The organism is Rhizobium azibense, from assembly GCF_004342325.1.
GTDB classification, from domain to species: Bacteria; Pseudomonadota; Alphaproteobacteria; order Rhizobiales; family Rhizobiaceae; genus Rhizobium; species Rhizobium etli_B.
This window is the reverse complement of sequence record NZ_SMBJ01000004.1, coordinates 173,073-190,097: the sequence shown is the minus strand read 5'-3', so window position 1 is coordinate 190,097 and position 17,025 is coordinate 173,073. Positions and strand designations below refer to the sequence as shown.

Here is a 17,025-nt window from a genome sequence, read left to right as displayed (position 1 = left end):
CTTGATCTCGGGCTCGTAAACCCGTTTGAAGATGGCTGATAAAACCTGGCGGGATTGAATGTCGCTTCGCATCATTTTCATGGGAACGCCAAAGTTCTCGGTTCCGACCCTGCGCAGCCTGGTGGACACGGGGCATCAGATTGTCGCGGTCTATACCCAGCCGCCGCGACCGGGTGGACGGCGCGGTCTCGACCTGCAGAAGTCGCCGGTGCATCAGGCTGCCGAACTGCTCGGTCTGCCCGTCTTCACGCCGCTCAATTTCAAGGAGGCGGAAGAACGCGAGCGCTTCCGGTCGCTCAATGCGGATGTGGCGGTTGTCGTCGCCTATGGACTGCTGCTGCCGGAGGCGATTTTGAACGGAACACGCAACGGTTGCTATAATGGCCACGCCTCGCTGCTGCCGCGCTGGCGCGGCGCAGCCCCCATCCAGCGAGCGATCATGGCAGGCGACGAAAAGACCGGCATGATGGTGATGAAGATGGACAAGGGACTGGATACCGGCCCTGTCGCGTTGACCCGCGAGGTCGAGATCGGCGCGAACATGACGGCCGGCGAGTTGCACGACAGACTGATGCATGTCGGCGCCGAGGCGATCTGCGAAGCCATGGCAAAGCTCGAAATGGGTGACCTGCCGCTGACGCCGCAGCCGCAAGAGGGCGTGCTCTATGCCGAAAAGATCGACAAGGGCGAAACGCGGATCGATTTCGGCAGGGACGCAAGGGTGGTTCACGATCATATTCGCGGACTTTCGCCGTTTCCCGGCGCCTGGATCGAAGTCGTGATTGGCGGCAAGCCGGAGCGGGTGAAGGTGCTGGGTTCGCAGCTTGCCCAAGGGCGCGGTCCGGCCGGCGAAGTGCTGACCGATGACCTGGTCATCGCCTGTCGATCCGGAGCGGTTCGTTTGACCAGATTGCAGAAGGCCGGTGGCAAGCCGCTTGCGGCGGCGGATTTCCTGCGCGGCGCACCGCTTGCGCGCGGCACGAGACTCGTCTGATGCCGCGCTACCGGATGACCGTCGAATATGACGGCGGACCCTATGTCGGCTGGCAGCGTCAGGAAAACGGTCCCTCTGTGCAAGGGGCAATCGAAGCGGCGATCCTGTCGTTAAGCGGCGAGACCGTGTCGATCCGCGGCGCCGGGCGTACCGATTCCGGCGTGCATGCGATGGGTCAAGTGATCCATGCCGATCTTTCAAAGGAATGGTCGGCGTTCAAGTTGCAGAACGCGCTGAATGCGCATCTGAAGCTGGCGGGCGAGCGCGTGTCCATTTTGGAGGTGCAGGCGGTTGGAGAGTTCTTCGATGCCCGCTTTTCCGCGGAGCGGCGCCACTATCTCTACCGCATCATCAGCCGCCGGGCGCCGCTGGCGCTCGAGGCTGGGAAGGCCTGGTGGGTGCCGAAGGAGCTCGATCATGAGGCGATGCATCAGGCTGCCCAGGTCCTCGTCGGCAGGCATGACTTTTCCACCTTTCGTTCCGCGCATTGCCAGGCAAACAGCCCGGTGCGCACACTCGACCGGCTCGATGTGACGCGGATCGGCGTGCTCATCGAAATCCGAGCAACGGCACAGAGTTTCCTGCACAATCAGATCCGCTCCTTTGCCGGAACGCTGAAGCTTGCAGGAGAAGGAAAATGGACGTCGCAGGATGTTCGTGCCGCGCTAGAGGCGCGTGACCGAAAGGCCTGCGGTCCTGTTGCTCCGCCCGAAGGACTATATTTCTTGCAGGTCGATTATCCGGCGGTGATCACCGATCGGCGCAAGCGCGCGCAGGTGAATGGAGATGACGATCTGCTGTGACCCCGCAAGGCCGTTCATCTAGACCGGATAAATGCCGAGAAAGCGCTGGAGGTATTCGGCGAGGATCATGGTCGGCACCAAAAGTGCCAGCGTCAGCGCCCCGACCATCAGCCCGTGGCCGTGAAAGATCATCCGCAAAATCCTTGCGAGCATGAAGACCTGCGCCATCATGAAGACCAGAAGCAGGATCGACACGACGCTGATGGCGCCGGGAATGAAGAAGACCAGCGCCAGCAACAGGCCGTTGATGTAGGAAAGCGGCACACCGAGCCAGTTGATGCTGACGACCACCGCGGCAAAGCGATCGCCCATGCGGAAGGCAAACAGCAACAGTCCGGCAAACACCAGCGGCACGAACCAATTGGCGATTTCGACCAGGCCCAAACGGAAATAGAAGGGAAGGCCGACCTCGACATGCGGCGGCATGGACTGCAGAAAGGCCTGACGCCACCAGAGCCATGAAATGCCCATCGGCGGCAGGCACCAGGCCATTGCCCAGAAGGAGCGGTTGACGCCGCGGTCCGACATGTCGAGAAAGCGGAAGCCCCGCGTATCCATGCGGATCAGCAGCCACAAACCCGACAGATAGTATTGAACCTCCCTAAGCCCCGGCATTCGCGAACCATCGCTCGATGAAGGTCTCGTAGATCCGCGTCAGCGTTTCGAGATCTGAAACAGCTACGCGTTCGTCGACCATGTGCATGGTCTGGCCGACGAGCCCGAATTCGACGACCGCGCAATAGTCCTTGATGAAACGCGCGTCGGACGTGCCACCAGTGGTCGAGAGCTTCGGCGTTTTTCCGGCAACGCTCTCGATGGCTGAGGAAAGCGATGCAATCAGTGCGTTGTTGCGGGTGAGGAAGACATGGCTCGGACGATCCGCCCAGGCAATGTCATATCTTACTGCCTCGCGGCCGGTGCGCAGGGCGCCATTCCTGGCGGCCGCTTCAAGGCGGCGGAGGATTTCCGCCTGCAGCGTGTCGACCGTCCAGGTGTCGTTGAAGCGGATATTGAAGCTTGCCGTTGCCTTCGCCGGAATGACGTTGGTGGCCGGATTGCCGACATCGATGGTCGTCACCTCGAGGTTCGACGGCTGGAAGTCTTCGGTTCCATTGTCGAACGGGGGATCCATCAGCGCACTGGTAAGCTGCAGCATGCCGCGCACCGGATTGTCGGCGAGATGTGGATAGGCGGCGTGGCCCTGAACGCCGTGGACAGTGAGCCTGCCGGAGAGCGAACCGCGGCGGCCGACCTTGATCATGTCGCCAAGCGTGTCGGGATTGGTCGGCTCGCCGACGAGGCATGCATCCCAGCGCTCGCCGCGTTCTGCCGCCCATTGCAGAAGCTTGATCGTGCCGTTGATTGCGGGGCCTTCCTCGTCGCCGGTGATCAGCAAGGAAACCGAGCCCTTCGGATTCGCGTGTCTTTCGAGGTACCGGGAAACGGCTGCCACGAAGCAGGCGATTCCGCCCTTCATGTCGACCGCACCACGACCGAAGAGTTCGCCGCCTGAAATTTCGGCGGCGAAGGGCGGGTGCGTCCAGGCGGCTTCGTCGCCAACCGGCACGACGTCCGTGTGTCCCGCAAACATCAGATGGGGGCCATCACTGCCCAGGCGGGCGTAGAGGTTTTCGATGTCGGGCGTTCCGGCTTCCGTTGCCTTCACCCTGTCCACCTTAAAACCCAGCGGCGAAAGCATGGCCTCGAGCGCCGCAAGTGCACCGCCTTCGGCAGGAGTCACGGAGGGGCAGCGGATGAGCGTCTGGAGGTTGGCGACGGGATCGGTGGCGGTCATGAGGGTCGAAATATCCGGCGGGAATGGCAAAGACATGGCAAGGCGGCGAACCGCCTCGCTGAAAAGAACGCCGTCTGTTTACCGGATCGGACTTCGGCTGTCACTGCAAGCTTAGTCGCGCAGCAATTCATTGATGCCGGTCTTCGAGCGGGTCTGCTCGTCGACGCGCTTGACGATGACGGCGCAATAGAGATGCGGTGCCGGTTGGCCGTTTGCCATGGTCTTGTTGCCGCTCGCCATCGAACCCGCAACGACAACGGAGTAGGGCGGTACTTCGCCATACATGACGTCGCCGGTGGCGCGATCGACGATCTTGGTCGACTTGCCGATATAGACGCCCATGCCGAGAACTGAGCCCTCGCGGATGATGCAGCCTTCGACGACTTCCGAGCGGGCGCCGATGAAGCAGTTGTCCTCGATGATCGTCGGGCCGGCCTGCATCGGTTCCAGCACGCCGCCGATGCCGACGCCGCCCGATAGATGCACATGCTTGCCGATCTGCGCGCAGGAGCCGACCGTCGCCCAGGTGTCGACCATCGTGCCTTCACCGACATGGGCACCAAGATTGACGAAGGACGGCATCAGCACGACGTTCTTGGCGATGTAGGCCGAGCGGCGGACGACGCAGTTCGGAACGGCCCGGAAACCCGCGGCGCGATACTGGTTCTCGCCCCAGCCTTCGAACTTGGAAGGCACCTTGTCCCACCAGGTGGAATTGCCGGAGCCGCCCTTGACGACTTCCATGTCGTTCAGGCGGAAGGAAAGCAGTACGGCTTTCTTGAGCCACTGATTGACTGTCCAGACGCCATCGACGCCGCGTTCGGCGACGCGAGCCTTGCCACCGTCGAGAAGCTCGAGCGCTGCTTCCACGGCTTCGCGAACTTCGCCTTTCGTCGACGCATTCACGTTGTCGCGGTTTTCGAAGGCCGCTTCGATGGTCTTTTCGAGGGATGCAAGGTCGGTGGCGCTCATGAGAATTCCTTAAACTTCGAGCCTTATCCTGAAGACTGACAAGTCTCCGGGAATTGTGATCGGCGGGATGCGATCTGCTCTATCGCATGAGCGGCTAAAATGGAATGATTTTTCGAACGAGATCGTTTCTGGATTCAAGGCGTTATTGACATACCCGGCAAGTGTTGCCGGCATTTTTGAAGGGCATTCTGAAATGGCGAAGGGAAAGAACGGCAAGCTCAGGCGCAAGGACGGGGTCTGGGCCCCGCTGAAGTCGAGCGAGATCGACAGGCATCGCGCACTGGCCGTGCCGAAGACGCCGCAGACGCTTTCGCCTTCCTATCGCCTTGCCTATGCCGACGACGACTTTCTCTGCCGCGAGGAGCTTCGGCCGATCCGTCTCCAGCTTGAACTCTTGAAGGTCGAGATGATGTTGACGGAACGCGGGATCAAATCCACTGTCGTCATGTTCGGCGGCGCGCGTATTCCGGCGCCCGGCCAGAGCGCATGGGCAGCGCGCAACGACATCCAGCGCGCCAATCTGGAGGCGGCTTCGGTCTATTATGACGAAGCGCGCAAGTTCGCCCGGCTCTGCTCGAAATATTCCGCCGGCTCCGATTTCCATGAATATGTGATCGTCACCGGCGGCGGTCCGGGCGTCATGGAGGCGGGCAACCGCGGAGCAGCCGACGAAGGTGCGCCCTCGATCGGCCTCAATATCGTGCTGCCGCACGAGCAGGCCCCCAACGCCTATGTGACGCCGGAGCTCAGCTTCAACTTCCATTATTTCGCGATCCGCAAGATGCATTTCATGGTCCGCGCGAAGGCGATCGCGGTGTTTCCGGGCGGCTTTGGAACGCTCGACGAATTCTTCGAATGCCTGACGTTGATCCAGACGGGACGCATGGAAAAGATGCCGCTCATTCTCTTCGGCGAGAAGTTCTGGCGAAGCATCGTCAATTTCGACGCGCTTGCCGAGTTCGGGACGATCGCGCCTGACGACGTGAAGCTGATCAGCTTCGTCGATACGGCAGATGCTGCCTGGAAGATCATCCAGGAGTTCTATGAACATCAGGAATAGAAAGCCCGTCACGATGGCGATTAAGGGTGACAGCGGTAAGTCCTTGCTTACGGGCGCGGCCGCTTAGGCATGTCTTCGTTGGAGATCGAGCCGTCCTCGTTTGATCCATGCGGATGAAGGACATGCCGAGGTGGCCACGGCTTTCTGCCTGGAGACCTGGCCGTCCACCCATCGCCGGCCTGAACATCATCCTGCGGCACCCCCGAGCGCTGATCCCAGCGGACGGTCGGCGCGCTTCGAAATCTTCGGCTGTTCACCGGCCGTCTGCAGAGCGTTTGGAGCGCGTTTTCGTTGCCGCAATTTGGCCATCCACTCGCTGGGGATCGCGTTCGGGAAAGGCAGGCCGATGCGTCAATCTGATTGACCGGCAAGCTGAATGAAAGCTTTGCAACCTAGTCCACAACCACCCTTGCCAGAAAGGCAGCAAGATCGTCGGTGACGAAATCGATATGGTCCTCGTCGCCGCTCGTTTGTTCCCACCATTCGACGATGGTTTCCTCGAGGTTGTTCGGCACCAGCAGCACGGTCTGCATGCCGAGCGTCTTTGGAACCACGAGGTTGCGCGGCAGGTCCTCGAACATGGCCGCCTTGCCGGTTTCGACCCGTTTGAGCGCCATGAACTTGTCATAGGTAACCTGTGCCGGCTTCGGTACGAATTCGGCGGCGACGATGTCGAAGATGTCGTCGAAATGTTCGAGAATGCCGAGCGCACCGGCCGTCATTTCGGCATGTTTGACGCTGCCGTTGGTGAAGATGAACTTGCGGCCCGGAAGGGCTTTGATCGCCGCACCCAATTCGGGCTGAGCCGTGAGGCTCGAATAGTCGATGGCATGGGCCTTTTCCAAAAAGTCGTTCGGGTCGACGCCGTGATGGATCATCAGACCCTGCAGCGTGGTGCCGTGATCCAGATAATATTGCTTCTGCAGCTTGCGCGCCTCGTCCCGCTCCATCTGCAGAAGCGCCGAGACATAGGCTGTCATGTTCTGGTCGATCTGCGCGAAGAGATTGACGTGATGCGGATAAAGCGTGTTGTCGAGGTCGAAGACCCATTCGGTCACATGCGCAAAATCGGCCTTGGTCGGAGTGCGATCTATCTTTGTCATGGCGGCGTTATGGCATGGGCCAAGGAAATTGCCGAACAAAAAAATAGACGCCCGATTTTCGACGGACGGAAAAGGGAAGGGATGATAAAAGGCCATCCATGCTTTTCGATCTTCCCAATGAAGACACGCTTTATGATGCGCTGCTCGCCCGCAGCTCCGATTACGAGGGGCTTGCCTATGTCTGCGTGAGAACGACCGGCGTCTTCTGCCGGTTGACTTGCCCCGCGCGCAAGCCGAAACGTGAGAACACGCTCTTCTACGATTCCATCGCCACCTGCATGCAGTCCGGCTTCCGGCCCTGCCGGCGCTGCAGGCCACTGGAACAGGCGGGCAGGGAACCGATCGTCGACGAACTGCTGGAAGCGCTCGATTGCGCTCCGGCGGCGCGATGGACCGAGGATGATCTGGTCCGCCGAGGTTACGATCCCTCCACGGTTCGGCGCGCTTTCAAACGATCGCTGGGCATGACATTTTTAGACATCGCCCGCTACCGCCGTGTCGGCGAGGCAGCAAGGCAGCTTGCGGGCGGCGCCCGCGTCATCGATGTCCAGCTGGATGCAGGTTACGAATCGGCCAGCGGGTTTCGCGCCGCGTTCCAGCGGTTGATAGGCAAGGCGCCTGCCATGTCGATCAACCGCGAACTGCTCTTCGCAGACTGGTTTGAAACGCCGCTCGGGCCGATGGTCGCAGTGGCCGATCAGACGCATCTGCATCTTCTGGAGTTCCACGATCGCAAGGCGCTTCAGGCTGAGCTGGAAAACCTGCAGCGCAAGACGCGTTCCTCGGTTGCCGCCGGCAGACCGCCTGCGATCGAACAGATCGATGCCGAGCTGAAAGCCTATTTCGAGGGCAAATCCGCGAACTTCAAAACTCCCTTGGCGCTCGCCAACAGCACCGCCTTCGAGCGGGCGGTCTGGGCGAAGCTTCGGGAAATTCCGGTCGGAGAAAGACGCGGCTATGGTGATCTGGCCAGGGAAATGGAAAACCCGCAGATGGTGCGTGCGATCGGCCGCGCCAACGGTGCAAACCAGATAGCGATCGTCATCCCCTGCCACCGCGTGGTTGGCGCAGACGGATCACTGACAGGCTATGGCGGCGGGCTCTGGCGCAAACAATGGCTTTTGAGGCACGAAGGAAAAATGCGGCCAAACGGGCTGTTTAAGGAGGAAGTTTAATGAACCAGGTGGAAAAGGCGAAGGCGTTCGGCGCGTTGCATCAGAAAGGCAATCCGGTCGTCCTCTATAATATCTGGGATGCCGGCTCGGGGAAGGCTGTCAGCGACGCAGGCGCCAAGGCGCTCGCGACCGGCAGTTGGTCGGTTGCTGCAGCGCAAGGTTATGGGGACGGCGAAAAACTCCCGCTGGAAGCGCTTGTCGCAACGGTGCGGTCGATCACTGCGGCCAACGACTTGCCTCTTTCCGTCGATTTCGAGGGTGCGTATTCGACCGACAAAGCGGGAGCGGCCGCCAACGTCGCCAGACTAATTGATGCCGGTGCCGTCGGCATCAATTTCGAGGACCAGGTGGTAGGCGGCAGCGGGCTGCATCCGATCGACAAGCAGGCCGCCCGCATCCGCGCCATCCGCGAGATGGCCGAGGCCAAGGGCATTGCGTTCTTCATCAATGCCCGCACCGACCTGTTTCTCAAGTCCACCGATCCCGATCGGCATGCGCTGCTGGTGGATGAGGCGATCGATCGGGCAGCCGCCTATGCAGAGGCTGGCGCCAGCGGTTTTTTTGCGCCGGGTTTGTCGAACCGGGACCTGATCGGCCGAGTGTGCGAAGCCGTTGGGCTGCCGGTCAACATCATGATGCGGCAAGGCGTGCCTGATGTGAGGACCTTGGCAAAGCTCGGCGTCGGCCGTGTCAGTTATGGGCCGGGACCCTACCGCGCAATGATGGATAAACTGAAGGAGGCAGCCGAGGCGGTCTTTGCCGCCGCGGTCCAGGCTTGAATCAAGGAACGATCAGCGTTCCGGCACCGTGTTCGGTGAAGATTTCGAGCAGCACCGAATGGGCCGTCTTGCCGTTCAGAATGACGACACCCTGGACGCCGGCCTTGATGGCATCGATGCAGGTTTCGACCTTGGGGATCATGCCGCCGGAAATGGTGCCGTCGGCGATCAGTGCGTGCGCCTGCGAAACCGAGAGCTCCTTGATGAGGCTGGCCTGCTTGTCGAGCACTCCGGGAACGTCCGTCAGGAAGAGCAGGCGAGTGGCATTCAGTGCACCAGCGATAGCGCCTGCGAAGGTGTCGGCATTGATGTTGTAGGTGGCGCCATCGCGGCCGGGCGCGACCGGTGCGATGACCGGGATCATTTCCGAACGGGCGAGCAGATCGAGCAGCGTCCGGTCGACTTCGACGACCTCGCCGACGAAGCCGAGGTCGAGCACGCGCTCGATGTTTGAATCGGGGTCCTTGATCTTCTTCTGCGCCTTTTCGGCAAAGACCATATTGCCGTCCTTGCCGCAAAGCCCGATCGCCCATTCGCCCGTCTGGTTGATGAGTGCCACGATCTCCTTGTTGATGGAGCCGGCAAGCACCATCTCGACGATTTCGACGGTCTTGGCGTCGGTGACGCGAAGGCCGCCTTCAAACTTCGATTCGATGCCCATCTTCGTCAACATCGCGCCGATCTGTGGGCCGCCGCCATGGACGACGATCGGATTGACGCCGGATTGCTTCAAAAGCGCGATGTCGCTGGCGAAGGCCTTGCCGAGTTCAGGATTGCCCATGGCATGGCCGCCATATTTGACGACGATCGTCTTGTTCTCGTAACGCTGCATGAAAGGCAGCGCCTGTGCGAGAAGGCGTGCTTGGGTTTCGCTTTCGGACTGGTTCATGGCATACCCCGCAGAATAGATCGCGGCCTTTTATCTCAAGTTTTTGACAGATGGAATAATGCCCTGCGCATTAGTTGGTGCGCCTCTTGTCAATTTTGGCCGGCCGCCGTCCATTGCCATCGTGTCAAAAACAGATGGACCGGCGCAATTGGTAGGCCGCATCTCCAGGGCGGACTGGAAGGCTTTCGCCGATCTCTACATGGAGACGAGCCCGAAAATTTTCTCCATATGCCTAAGTATCCTGAACGATCGTATTGACGCCGAAGAGGCGTTGCAGGAGGTTTATCCAAAGGTCTGGCAGGGCGCCGGAGCTTTCGTGGCGAGCCGGGTACGCCGTCCTCCTTTCTCGCAGCCATTGCCCGCAATCAGGCGATCGACAAGATGCGAGCGCGAAAGCCTGTCGCCGGCGAGTTGAACAGTGGGTACGACCTTCCCGATCCTGGTCCCGACCCGGAAAAGCAGGCCGTGATGTCTGATGAAGGAAGGCGCATTGACACCTGCATGGAAGAGTTGGAAGCTGATCGGGCGCAGGCGGTAAAGAAGGCCCACGTCGAAGGACTGAGCCATCAGGAACTTGCCGATCAGTTTGGCGTTCCGCTGAACACCATGCGGACATGGCTGCGGCGCAGCCTTTTGAAGCTGAGAGAGTGCATGGAGCGATGACATCGCCGGATCAAAGCAAGGGAGGCCGTTCCCGTGATGAAGTGCTCGCCGGCGAGTACGTGCTTGGTGTTCTTTCGTTTCAGGATCGCCGGGTGGTCGAGGAGCGCATGCGCCGGGACCGTCAGTTTGCCGCGATCGTCAGCCGCTGGGAAACGAACCTTTCTGCTTTCAACGACGAGTATGAAGTGGCCGCGAATCCGGGCCGGGAGACGTTCAAGCAGATCGAGGCACGCCTATTCGGCGAACCGGAGCTTTCGCGGTCCTTTTCCCGCGGTCTTTGGAATTCCGCCGTCTTCTGGCGCTCGCTGACCTTCGCTTCGCTGGTCGTCGCGATCGGTGCCATTATTTTTGCCTCCGGCAACGCTCCCTCGCCGAAAGGTCAATCGCAACTGATTGCCGAATTGTCGTCCGCCGACAGCCAGGTCAATCTGCTTGCCTCTTACGACACCCAAAGCGGCAGCCTCCGCCTCGTTCCTGTCGCGCCGGCAGGCGGGGCTGAGAAAAAATCACTGGAGCTCTGGCTGGTGCCAGGAAGCGGCACTTATAAGTCGCTCGGCATTTTCCAGTCGGGTGACGATGGCGAGCTTGTTATCCCGCCCGATCTGCGCGGCAAAATTGCCGAGGGTACGACGCTCGCCGTCAGCCTCGAGCCTTTTGGCGGATCGACGAGCGGCGCACCGACAGGACCGGTTGTCGCCAGTGGCACCACCCATCGCCGTTAAAAATCGCCTCCTCTGAAACTCTTCCTGCATCGCCTCGTACATGCCGGTGTCCGGGCGGCCGAGGCATTCCGCACGCGAACCGGCGCCCGGCGCGAGGAGAATGATCATGATGAGGTCTGCTTTGCGCACCATTGCGCTTGCCACTGCCGTATCAGCAATCGCCTTTGCTGTGCAGGCCGCCAACCCCATGGCGGGTGGGGCTCCGACGTTCCCGACGAAGAATCATCGAAAACGCCGTCAACTCGAAGGACCACACCTGGTCGCGCGGTGAAGGCCGGCGGACTTGTCGGCACCTCGAGCCCTGCCGAAGGGCACGGTTGAGACACTTCTAAAGCCCGAAAACCAGCCCGCGCTCGTCAAGGTGCTGAGCTACCACGTCGTTGCAGCAGGACGAAGGAGAGGCGGCTGCGGGCGCCTTTCTCAATTCCAGTTCTTGATCTCGACCGTTTCGGCAATGGCTTGGCGCAACTCATCCAATCCCTCGCTCTTTTCGGAAGAGGTGGCAATAACGTATGGAAAGGCCGCCGGACGCTTTTTGATCTTCTCTGCCGTTTCCGCGAGCAGCTTGGCAACCGCGGGCGGCTTGATCTTGTCGGTTTTGGTGAGAACAATCTGGTAGGAAACAGCGGCCTTGTCGAGCAGGCTCAGAACATCGTCGTCGTTCTTCTTGATGCCATGGCGGCTGTCGATAAGCACGTAGACGCGCTTCAGCGTTGCGCGGCCGCGCAGATAATCGAACACGAGTTTCGTCCAGGCATCGACCTGGTCCTTCGGCGCTTGCGCATAACCGTAGCCTGGCATATCGACGAGCGCCATCGGCGGCAGGTCGCCGCCTTCGCCGGAATAGCCCTCTGGAACGAAGTAGTTCAGTTCCTGCGTCCGGCCCGGCGTGTTGGAGGTCCGCGCCAGTCCCTTGTGTCCGACAAGCGCATTGATGAGCGACGACTTGCCGACATTCGATCGTCCGGCGAACGCCACTTCCAGCGGCCCTTCCGGTGGCAGGAACTTCATGGAAGGCACGCCGCGAATGAAAATCCACGGCCGCCCGAAGAGGGGCTTTTCATTGTTTTGCGTCATACCGCTTTTTTCCAGCGCGTCCCAATCGGTTGCGCATAAGGCATTCAGGTTTGGCGTGGTTTTGTCAACCGACGGTTCCTCGGTGCGCCTTCATTGAAACCAGGTTGCCGAAAAGAAAAAGCCCCGCCGAAGCGAGGCTTCCTCATTCATTTCGATGGTGCCGTTTTTCGCCGGAACAAGCCCTTGAGATTGTCGAAGAGCTCGATCTTCACGCCGTGGCGGCGCATGATGACCCCCTGCTGGAGAACGGAGAGCGTATTGTTCCAGGCCCAGTAGATGACGAGACCGGCCGGAAAGCTTGCCAGCATGAAGGTAAAGACCAGCGGCATCCAGTTGAAGATCATCGCCTGCGTTGGGTCGGGCGGCGTCGGGTTCATGCGCATCTGCACGAACATCGTTATACCCATTATCAGCGGCCATACGCCGAGATGCAGGAGGGCGGGCGCTTCGAACGGAAGCAGGCCGAATAGGTTGAAGATGGTGGTGGGATCGGGCGCCGAGAGGTCCTGAATCCAGCCGAAGAACGGCGCATGGCGCATCTCGATCGTGATGTAGATGACCTTGTAGAGCGCGAAGAAGACCGGAATCTGCAAGGCGATCGGCCAGCAGCCGGCAATCGGATTGATCTTCTCTTCCTTGTAGAGCTGCATCATCGCCTGCTGCAGGCCCATCCGGTCGTCGCCGAATTTGGCTTTGAGCTCTTCCATTTTCGGCTGCACGCGCTTCATGTTTGCCATCGAGGCGTACTGCTTGCTGGCGAGCGGGAAGAACAGCCCCTTGACGACGATCGTCGTCATGAGGATTGCAACGCCGAAATTGCCGAAGTAGCGGAAGAAGAAATCCATCAGCTTGAACATCGGCTTGGTGATGAAATAGAACCAGCCCCAGTCGATCAGCCGGTCGAAGCGCGGGATCTGGTAGGAGGCCTCATAGCCGTCGATCACCGGAACTTCCTTGGCTCCGGCAAAGACGAGATTCTTGAGCTCGATCGACTGTCCGGGACCAACCGTGACCGCGTCTTCCTTGTAGTCGGCCTGGTAGCGTGGCTGGCCATCGGTGAAATGCGAGAAGCGGGCCTCATAAGCCGATTTCTGCGGCGGCACGATCGTTGCGGCCCAGTACTTGTCGGTGATGCCGAGCCAGCCGCCGGTGGACTTGGCGGGCGTGACGGCTTCTTCCTCGACGGCAGAGTATTTGCTCTCGACCAGGCCTTCACCGATGACGCCGATGAAGCCCTCGTGCAGGACGTAGACGGAGGGAGTCGTCGGCTTGTTGTAGCGGGTAACGCGCCCGTAGGACGAAATGGAAGCCGGAGTGCTTCCGCTATTCGTCACCTTGTCCGTGACGGTGAACATGTAGCGGTCGTCGACCGAAATCGTACGCGCAAAGGTCAGACCCTTGTCGTTGGTATAGGTCAGCGTCACCGGTGACTTGTCGGTGAGCTTGGCGCCTTCAGGCGCCGTCCATACGGTTGAGGGACCGGGAACTGCTCCGGTCTGGTCGCTGCCGATATAGCCGAGTTCGGTGAAGTAGCCGTCCTTGGTGTCAGCCGGCGAGAAAAGCGTGATGATCGGGCTGCTCTTGTCGACCGTCTCGTGATAGCCTTTGAGCTTCAGGTCGTCGAGGCGAGCACCTGCCAGGTTGATGGAGCCAGAGAGCGCTTCGGTGTCGATGGCGATGCGCGGCGCCTTAGCAAGCGCTTCCTCGCGCGTTGCGGTCGCTGCGGCCTGGCCGGTCGGGGCAGCGCCACTTGTCTGCGGTGCGGGCTGGCCGCCTGCAGCAGGAGCCTGTGTTTGCTCGCTCTGCTGCTGCGCTTTCTGAGCTTCCTGCGCTTTGCGCTGTGCTTCGATGCGCGGGTTCATGTAAAGAAACTGCCAGCCGAGAACGATCAGCACCGAGAGAGCGATCGCAATGAAATAATTGCGGTTGTTTTGCATCATACGTTCCTGGGGCGTCCGTCGGAGGATCGCCTGTGTTTCGGCTTGTTTTCGACGCGTGCCTTAAGCTCCGCGCTCAATTCCTTGAAGGACGCTGTCAGGCAGTCTCTTCGCGCGACAACCACATAGTCGTGTCCGGGCTGCATTGCAAACCCCACATGAAGCCGCACCGCCTCTTTGATGCGGCGGCGCATGCGGTTGCGCTCGACCGCGTTGCCATGTTTTTTTGTGACGGTGAAGCCGACGCGGGCTTCGGTTTCGGGCTCTTTTCGGTCGAGAACCTCGAGCAGGAAGAGGCGGCCCTTGCGTTTTTCGCCGTTGCGGACAGCAAGAAACTGCGGGCGGCTTTTCAACCGCCCTGCAGTGTTTTTTTCAGTGGTCGTCAATTCGCCCGCCATCTGTTATCGGGCAATCCGGCCTCAGGCCGAAAGACGCTTGCGGCCACGCGCGCGGCGGGCAACGATGACCTTGCGGCCGCCCTTGGTAGCCATACGCGCACGGAAACCGTGGCGGCGCTTGCGGACAAGCTTCGATGGTTGGTAGGTACGCTTCATTTATTTAAACACCGCGGAGTGCGGCCCTTCTTGAATTTGCATATTGCAAGGAGCGTTGTTTTTCGAACGGGCGAGGCCAAAGACCGAAGTGACCGAACGTGCGGCGGCTTATACGGATGAAGCCCCAAAGAGTCAATTATCGCCGTTTAATCATCTCTCGGCCGGGCCAGACAGCAATAATTCGCATTCTGGTGTTAACGATTGCGTTGAACACGTCGAAAAGTTGAATTTTGCTGATTTTGGCGTGGCAGACATGCCATCGATGATATTTTTACTCGAGTCCATGCAATTTTTGCGAAGAATGGCGTCGATGGGCGGATAATATGGGTAATTTTTTGTAGCACTAAACCATCGCATTCGAAATGTAACATTAAGACATTTAGCCGATCTTCATTCTATCGGCTGGGAATTTGCTTTCCAGACTGTCGTTAGACCCTCAGGAGGCATTCCGTTGAAAATCCGCGGCAAGATCAATTTGCTCGTTTCCGTTATGGCAGCTGTCGCCCTTGTGATTGGCGCAACTGCCCTTGTCGCCATGAACGAGTACAACAACAAATTCAGCGCCTACAAGAGCGCCTCACAGCGTGCCTATGCCGGCGAGCGGCTCAACCGCTTCGTGACTGCGACAGTTATGGAAGCCCGCGGCATCTACGCGGCGAAGGAAATCAAGGATACCGGCAACTTCGCCAAGGGGCTGATGGCGAATCTCGACGAGATCGACAAGGTGATCGCCGGATGGGCGCCGCTCGTTCCCGAAAGCCAGAAGGAAAGCTTCGGAAAGCTCGTCGAGCGCGCCAGGGAATTTCGCACCTTCCGCACCGAAACGGTCCGTCTCGGCACTGAAGTCGGGTCGGCAGCCGCCAACACCCAAGGCAATAATGAGGCCAACCGCGCGAACCGAAAGGCCTTCCAGGCCGAGATCGATGCGATCGTCAAAACCGACAAGGCTGAGTTGCAGGCCGTCGACGCCGAGATCGAAGATTTCCGTGCCTCGCTGTTCTGGCTCGTGCTTGCCATTGCCGGCGTCGGCATTTCGACGGGCGTCGGCATGGGCTTTTACATCGGTACCAGTCATCTCAGCCGTCCGATCAAGCGTGTAACGACCGCCATCAATGAGGTCGCCAACGGAAATTTCGACGCGGATGTGCCTTATGCCGGCCGTAAGGACGAGATCGGCGAGATGGCAGCCGCCGTCGCCGTCTTCAAGGAGAACGGCTTGGCCATCAAGCGCCTGCATGCACAGGAAGCGGCCATGCGCACCAAGAGCGACGACCTGCAGTCGAGCATGTCCGTCGTGGTCGCAGCCGCGGCTGCTGGTGATTTCAGCCGTCGTATCGAAAAGGACTATGAGGACGAGAATCTCAATCAGTTCGCAGGCAATATCAACACACTGCTTTCAAGCGTCGATGCCGGCGTCGGCGAAACCCGCCGCGTCATTGCAAGTCTTGCGGATGGCGATCTGACACAAACCATGCGCGGCGACTTCCAAGGCGCATTTGCCGAGTTGCAGCAGAACGTCAACAACACGTTCCAGACGCTGCAGACGACCATGCGCGAGATCCGCGAGACCACCGAAGCCATCAACGGCAACACCAACGAGCTCCGCGTTGCCAGTGACGACCTTTCGAGGCGCACGGAACAGCAGGCGGCAGCACTCGAAGAGACTTCCGCAGCGCTCGACGAGATCACTGCCGTCGTGCAGAACTCGACGGAACGGGCGCAGGAGGCCACCATCATGGTCTCGGAAGCGAAGGAAAATGCGGGCCGCTCCGGCATCGTCGTCCGCAACGCGGTCGATGCCATGGGCCGTATCGAACAGGCATCGCGCGAAATCAGCCAGATCATCAACGTAATCGACGAGATCGCTTTCCAGACCAACCTTCTTGCACTCAATGCCGGCGTCGAGGCGGCACGCGCGGGAGAAGCAGGCAAGGGCTTCGCGGTCGTGGCGCAGGAGGTTCGCGAACTCGCCCAACGCTCGGCAACGGCCGCAAAGGACATCAAGGCGCTCATTACCAAATCCGGCGATGAAGTTCATGTCGGTGTGAAGCTGGTGCAGGCAACCGGCGAGGCGCTGGGCGAGATCGAAACCCGCGTCATTGCGATCAACGATCACATTCATTCGATCGCGACCGCGGCAAAGGAGCAATCGACCGGTCTCAAGGAGGTCAACACTGCCATAAACCAGATGGACCAGGTGACGCAGCAGAATGCGGCGATGGTCGAGGAAACCTCGGCGGCGACCCACAAGCTCTCCGCGGAAGCCGACGGTCTCGTCAATCTTATTGCCCATTTCAGGATATCGAATGCTGCTGCAGTGCCGCTCGCCGTTGCCCGGAGCGAAGAACACCGCCCTGTGGCCTCGCCGGCGCGCCGTGTGATGAAGACCGTGTCGCGGGCCTTCAACGGCAACACGGCGGTTGCCGGGCAGAATTGGGAAGAATTCTGAGCATCTTCGACAGTCAGAAATCGCCGCCTTGGGGCGGCGTTTTCTTTTGTGGC

The 17,025-nt window shown here is 60.0% G+C and carries 16 protein-coding genes and 2 pseudogenes; 9 read left to right on the top strand and 9 right to left on the bottom strand.

Annotated features, from left to right (window positions below; translation table 11 throughout):
• Window positions 1–58 precede the first annotated feature (58 nt).
• Together fmt and truA are read left to right on the top strand one after the other, a co-directional pair.
• Window positions 59–994, top strand: a complete 936-nt coding sequence (gene fmt / locus EV130_RS11335) for a methionyl-tRNA formyltransferase (protein ID WP_132660318.1) — start codon at window positions 59–61, stop codon at window positions 992–994.
• Window positions 994–1,797, top strand: coding sequence for a tRNA pseudouridine(38-40) synthase TruA (truA, locus tag EV130_RS11330; protein WP_132660316.1), 804 nt, complete (start codon window positions 994–996; stop codon window positions 1,795–1,797). The genes fmt and truA overlap by 1 nt, the downstream gene beginning before the upstream one ends.
• Window positions 1,798–1,815: 18 nt before the next feature.
• Here the strand turns inward: truA and EV130_RS11325 are convergent, their stop codons facing one another.
• The 3 genes from EV130_RS11325 to dapD form a co-directional block, all read right to left on the bottom strand.
• Entirely contained in the window at window positions 1,816–2,412 is a 597-nt protein-coding gene (locus tag EV130_RS11325) for a hypothetical protein (RefSeq protein WP_132551118.1), read from the bottom strand.
• Window positions 2,399–3,592, bottom strand: a complete 1,194-nt coding sequence (gene dapE, locus EV130_RS11320; protein WP_132660314.1) for a succinyl-diaminopimelate desuccinylase — start codon at window positions 3,590–3,592, stop codon at window positions 2,399–2,401. Before dapE ends, EV130_RS11325 begins: the two co-directional genes overlap by 14 nt.
• Window positions 3,593–3,703: 111 nt before the next feature.
• Window positions 3,704–4,564: a 2,3,4,5-tetrahydropyridine-2,6-dicarboxylate N-succinyltransferase gene (gene dapD, locus EV130_RS11315; protein ID WP_074060003.1), complete on the bottom strand. Its 861-nt coding sequence runs from the start codon at window positions 4,562–4,564 to the stop codon at window positions 3,704–3,706.
• A 193-nt stretch (window positions 4,565–4,757) separates the two neighbouring features.
• Between dapD and EV130_RS11310 the strand changes: the two genes are divergently transcribed.
• Window positions 4,758–5,624 carry an LOG family protein gene (locus EV130_RS11310; RefSeq protein ID WP_074063030.1) on the top strand — a complete coding sequence of 289 codons (867 nt, stop codon included), beginning with the start codon at window positions 4,758–4,760 and terminating at the stop codon, window positions 5,622–5,624.
• Between the two features lie 392 nt (window positions 5,625–6,016).
• Here EV130_RS11310 and EV130_RS11305 read toward each other — a convergent pair whose 3' ends face one another.
• Entirely contained in the window at window positions 6,017–6,727 is a 711-nt protein-coding gene (locus EV130_RS11305; RefSeq protein WP_132660312.1) for a pyrimidine 5'-nucleotidase, read from the bottom strand.
• 98 nt (window positions 6,728–6,825) lie between these two features.
• Between EV130_RS11305 and EV130_RS11300 the strand changes: the two genes are divergently transcribed.
• On the top strand, window positions 6,826–7,902 hold the full coding sequence (locus EV130_RS11300; RefSeq protein ID WP_132660310.1) for a bifunctional transcriptional activator/DNA repair enzyme AdaA: 1,077 nt from the start codon (window positions 6,826–6,828) through the stop codon (window positions 7,900–7,902).
• Complete coding sequence (locus EV130_RS11295; protein WP_074060005.1) at window positions 7,902–8,681, top strand: isocitrate lyase/PEP mutase family protein; 780 nt, start codon at window positions 7,902–7,904, stop codon at window positions 8,679–8,681. The genes EV130_RS11300 and EV130_RS11295 overlap by 1 nt, the downstream gene beginning before the upstream one ends.
• Before the next feature lies 1 nt (window position 8,682).
• Here EV130_RS11295 and argB read toward each other — a convergent pair whose 3' ends face one another.
• Window positions 8,683–9,570: an acetylglutamate kinase gene (argB, locus tag EV130_RS11290; RefSeq protein ID WP_132660308.1), complete on the bottom strand. Its 888-nt coding sequence runs from the start codon at window positions 9,568–9,570 to the stop codon at window positions 8,683–8,685.
• 121 nt (window positions 9,571–9,691) lie between these two features.
• On the opposite strand from argB, the pseudogene EV130_RS11285 reads away from it, so the two are divergent.
• The 3 genes and pseudogenes from EV130_RS11285 to EV130_RS33320 form a co-directional block, all read left to right on the top strand.
• Window positions 9,692–10,233: pseudogene (locus EV130_RS11285) on the top strand (sigma-70 family RNA polymerase sigma factor).
• Entirely contained in the window at window positions 10,230–10,955 is a 726-nt protein-coding gene (locus EV130_RS11280; RefSeq protein WP_132551112.1) for an anti-sigma factor, read from the top strand. The pseudogene EV130_RS11285 and the gene EV130_RS11280 overlap by 4 nt, the downstream one beginning before the upstream one ends.
• 106 nt (window positions 10,956–11,061) lie before the next feature.
• Window positions 11,062–11,343: pseudogene (locus EV130_RS33320) on the top strand (fasciclin domain-containing protein); the annotation flags it as partial.
• A gap of 32 nt (window positions 11,344–11,375) precedes the next feature.
• Here EV130_RS33320 and yihA read toward each other — a convergent pair.
• The 4 genes from yihA to rpmH all read right to left on the bottom strand — a co-directional run bounded on the left by yihA (window position 11,376) and on the right by rpmH (window position 14,523).
• Window positions 11,376–12,032: a ribosome biogenesis GTP-binding protein YihA/YsxC gene (gene yihA / locus EV130_RS11270; protein WP_074060008.1), complete on the bottom strand. Its 657-nt coding sequence runs from the start codon at window positions 12,030–12,032 to the stop codon at window positions 11,376–11,378.
• A gap of 146 nt (window positions 12,033–12,178) precedes the next feature.
• Entirely contained in the window at window positions 12,179–13,969 is a 1,791-nt protein-coding gene (gene yidC, locus EV130_RS11265; protein WP_132660306.1) for a membrane protein insertase YidC, read from the bottom strand.
• Complete coding sequence (rnpA, locus tag EV130_RS11260; protein WP_074060010.1) at window positions 13,969–14,367, bottom strand: ribonuclease P protein component; 399 nt, start codon at window positions 14,365–14,367, stop codon at window positions 13,969–13,971. The genes yidC and rnpA overlap by 1 nt, the downstream gene beginning before the upstream one ends.
• A 21-nt stretch (window positions 14,368–14,388) precedes the next feature.
• Window positions 14,389–14,523 (bottom strand): 50S ribosomal protein L34, encoded by a 135-nt coding sequence (gene rpmH / locus EV130_RS11255; protein ID WP_016552555.1) that lies wholly within the window; start codon window positions 14,521–14,523, stop codon window positions 14,389–14,391.
• 451 nt (window positions 14,524–14,974) lie between these two features.
• Here rpmH and EV130_RS11245 point away from each other — a divergent pair, with 451 nt between their 5' ends.
• The gene (locus EV130_RS11245) at window positions 14,975–16,972 is read left to right on the top strand and encodes a methyl-accepting chemotaxis protein (protein ID WP_132660302.1); all 1,998 of its coding nucleotides are present in this window, start codon (window positions 14,975–14,977) and stop codon (window positions 16,970–16,972) included.
• The last annotated feature ends 53 nt before the right edge of the window (window positions 16,973–17,025 follow it).

Bases quoted from the DNA above. Each gene is read 5' to 3' on its own strand.
- EV130_RS11310 (WP_074063030.1), top strand. From the start codon at position 4,758: ATGGCGAAGGGAAAGAACGGCAAGCTCAGGCGCAAGGACGGGGTCTGG.
- yidC (WP_132660306.1), bottom strand. From the start codon at position 13,969: ATGCAAAACAACCGCAATTATTTCATTGCGATCGCTCTCTCGGTGCTG.
- rpmH (WP_016552555.1), bottom strand. From the start codon at position 14,523: ATGAAGCGTACCTACCAACCATCGAAGCTTGTCCGCAAGCGCCGCCAC.
- argB (WP_132660308.1), bottom strand. From the start codon at position 9,570: ATGAACCAGTCCGAAAGCGAAACCCAAGCACGCCTTCTCGCACAGGCG.
- dapE (WP_132660314.1), bottom strand. From the start codon at position 3,592: ATGACCGCCACCGATCCCGTCGCCAACCTCCAGACGCTCATCCGCTGC.
- EV130_RS11305 (WP_132660312.1), bottom strand. From the start codon at position 6,727: ATGACAAAGATAGATCGCACTCCGACCAAGGCCGATTTTGCGCATGTG.
- EV130_RS11300 (WP_132660310.1), top strand. From the start codon at position 6,826: ATGCTTTTCGATCTTCCCAATGAAGACACGCTTTATGATGCGCTGCTC.
- EV130_RS11325 (WP_132551118.1), bottom strand. From the start codon at position 2,412: ATGCCGGGGCTTAGGGAGGTTCAATACTATCTGTCGGGTTTGTGGCTG.
- truA (WP_132660316.1), top strand. From the start codon at position 994: ATGCCGCGCTACCGGATGACCGTCGAATATGACGGCGGACCCTATGTC.
- EV130_RS11295 (WP_074060005.1), top strand. From the start codon at position 7,902: ATGAACCAGGTGGAAAAGGCGAAGGCGTTCGGCGCGTTGCATCAGAAA.
- EV130_RS11280 (WP_132551112.1), top strand. From the start codon at position 10,230: ATGACATCGCCGGATCAAAGCAAGGGAGGCCGTTCCCGTGATGAAGTG.
- dapD (WP_074060003.1), bottom strand. From the start codon at position 4,564: ATGAGCGCCACCGACCTTGCATCCCTCGAAAAGACCATCGAAGCGGCC.
- fmt (WP_132660318.1), top strand. From the start codon at position 59: ATGTCGCTTCGCATCATTTTCATGGGAACGCCAAAGTTCTCGGTTCCG.
- yihA (WP_074060008.1), bottom strand. From the start codon at position 12,032: ATGACGCAAAACAATGAAAAGCCCCTCTTCGGGCGGCCGTGGATTTTC.
- rnpA (WP_074060010.1), bottom strand. From the start codon at position 14,367: ATGGCGGGCGAATTGACGACCACTGAAAAAAACACTGCAGGGCGGTTG.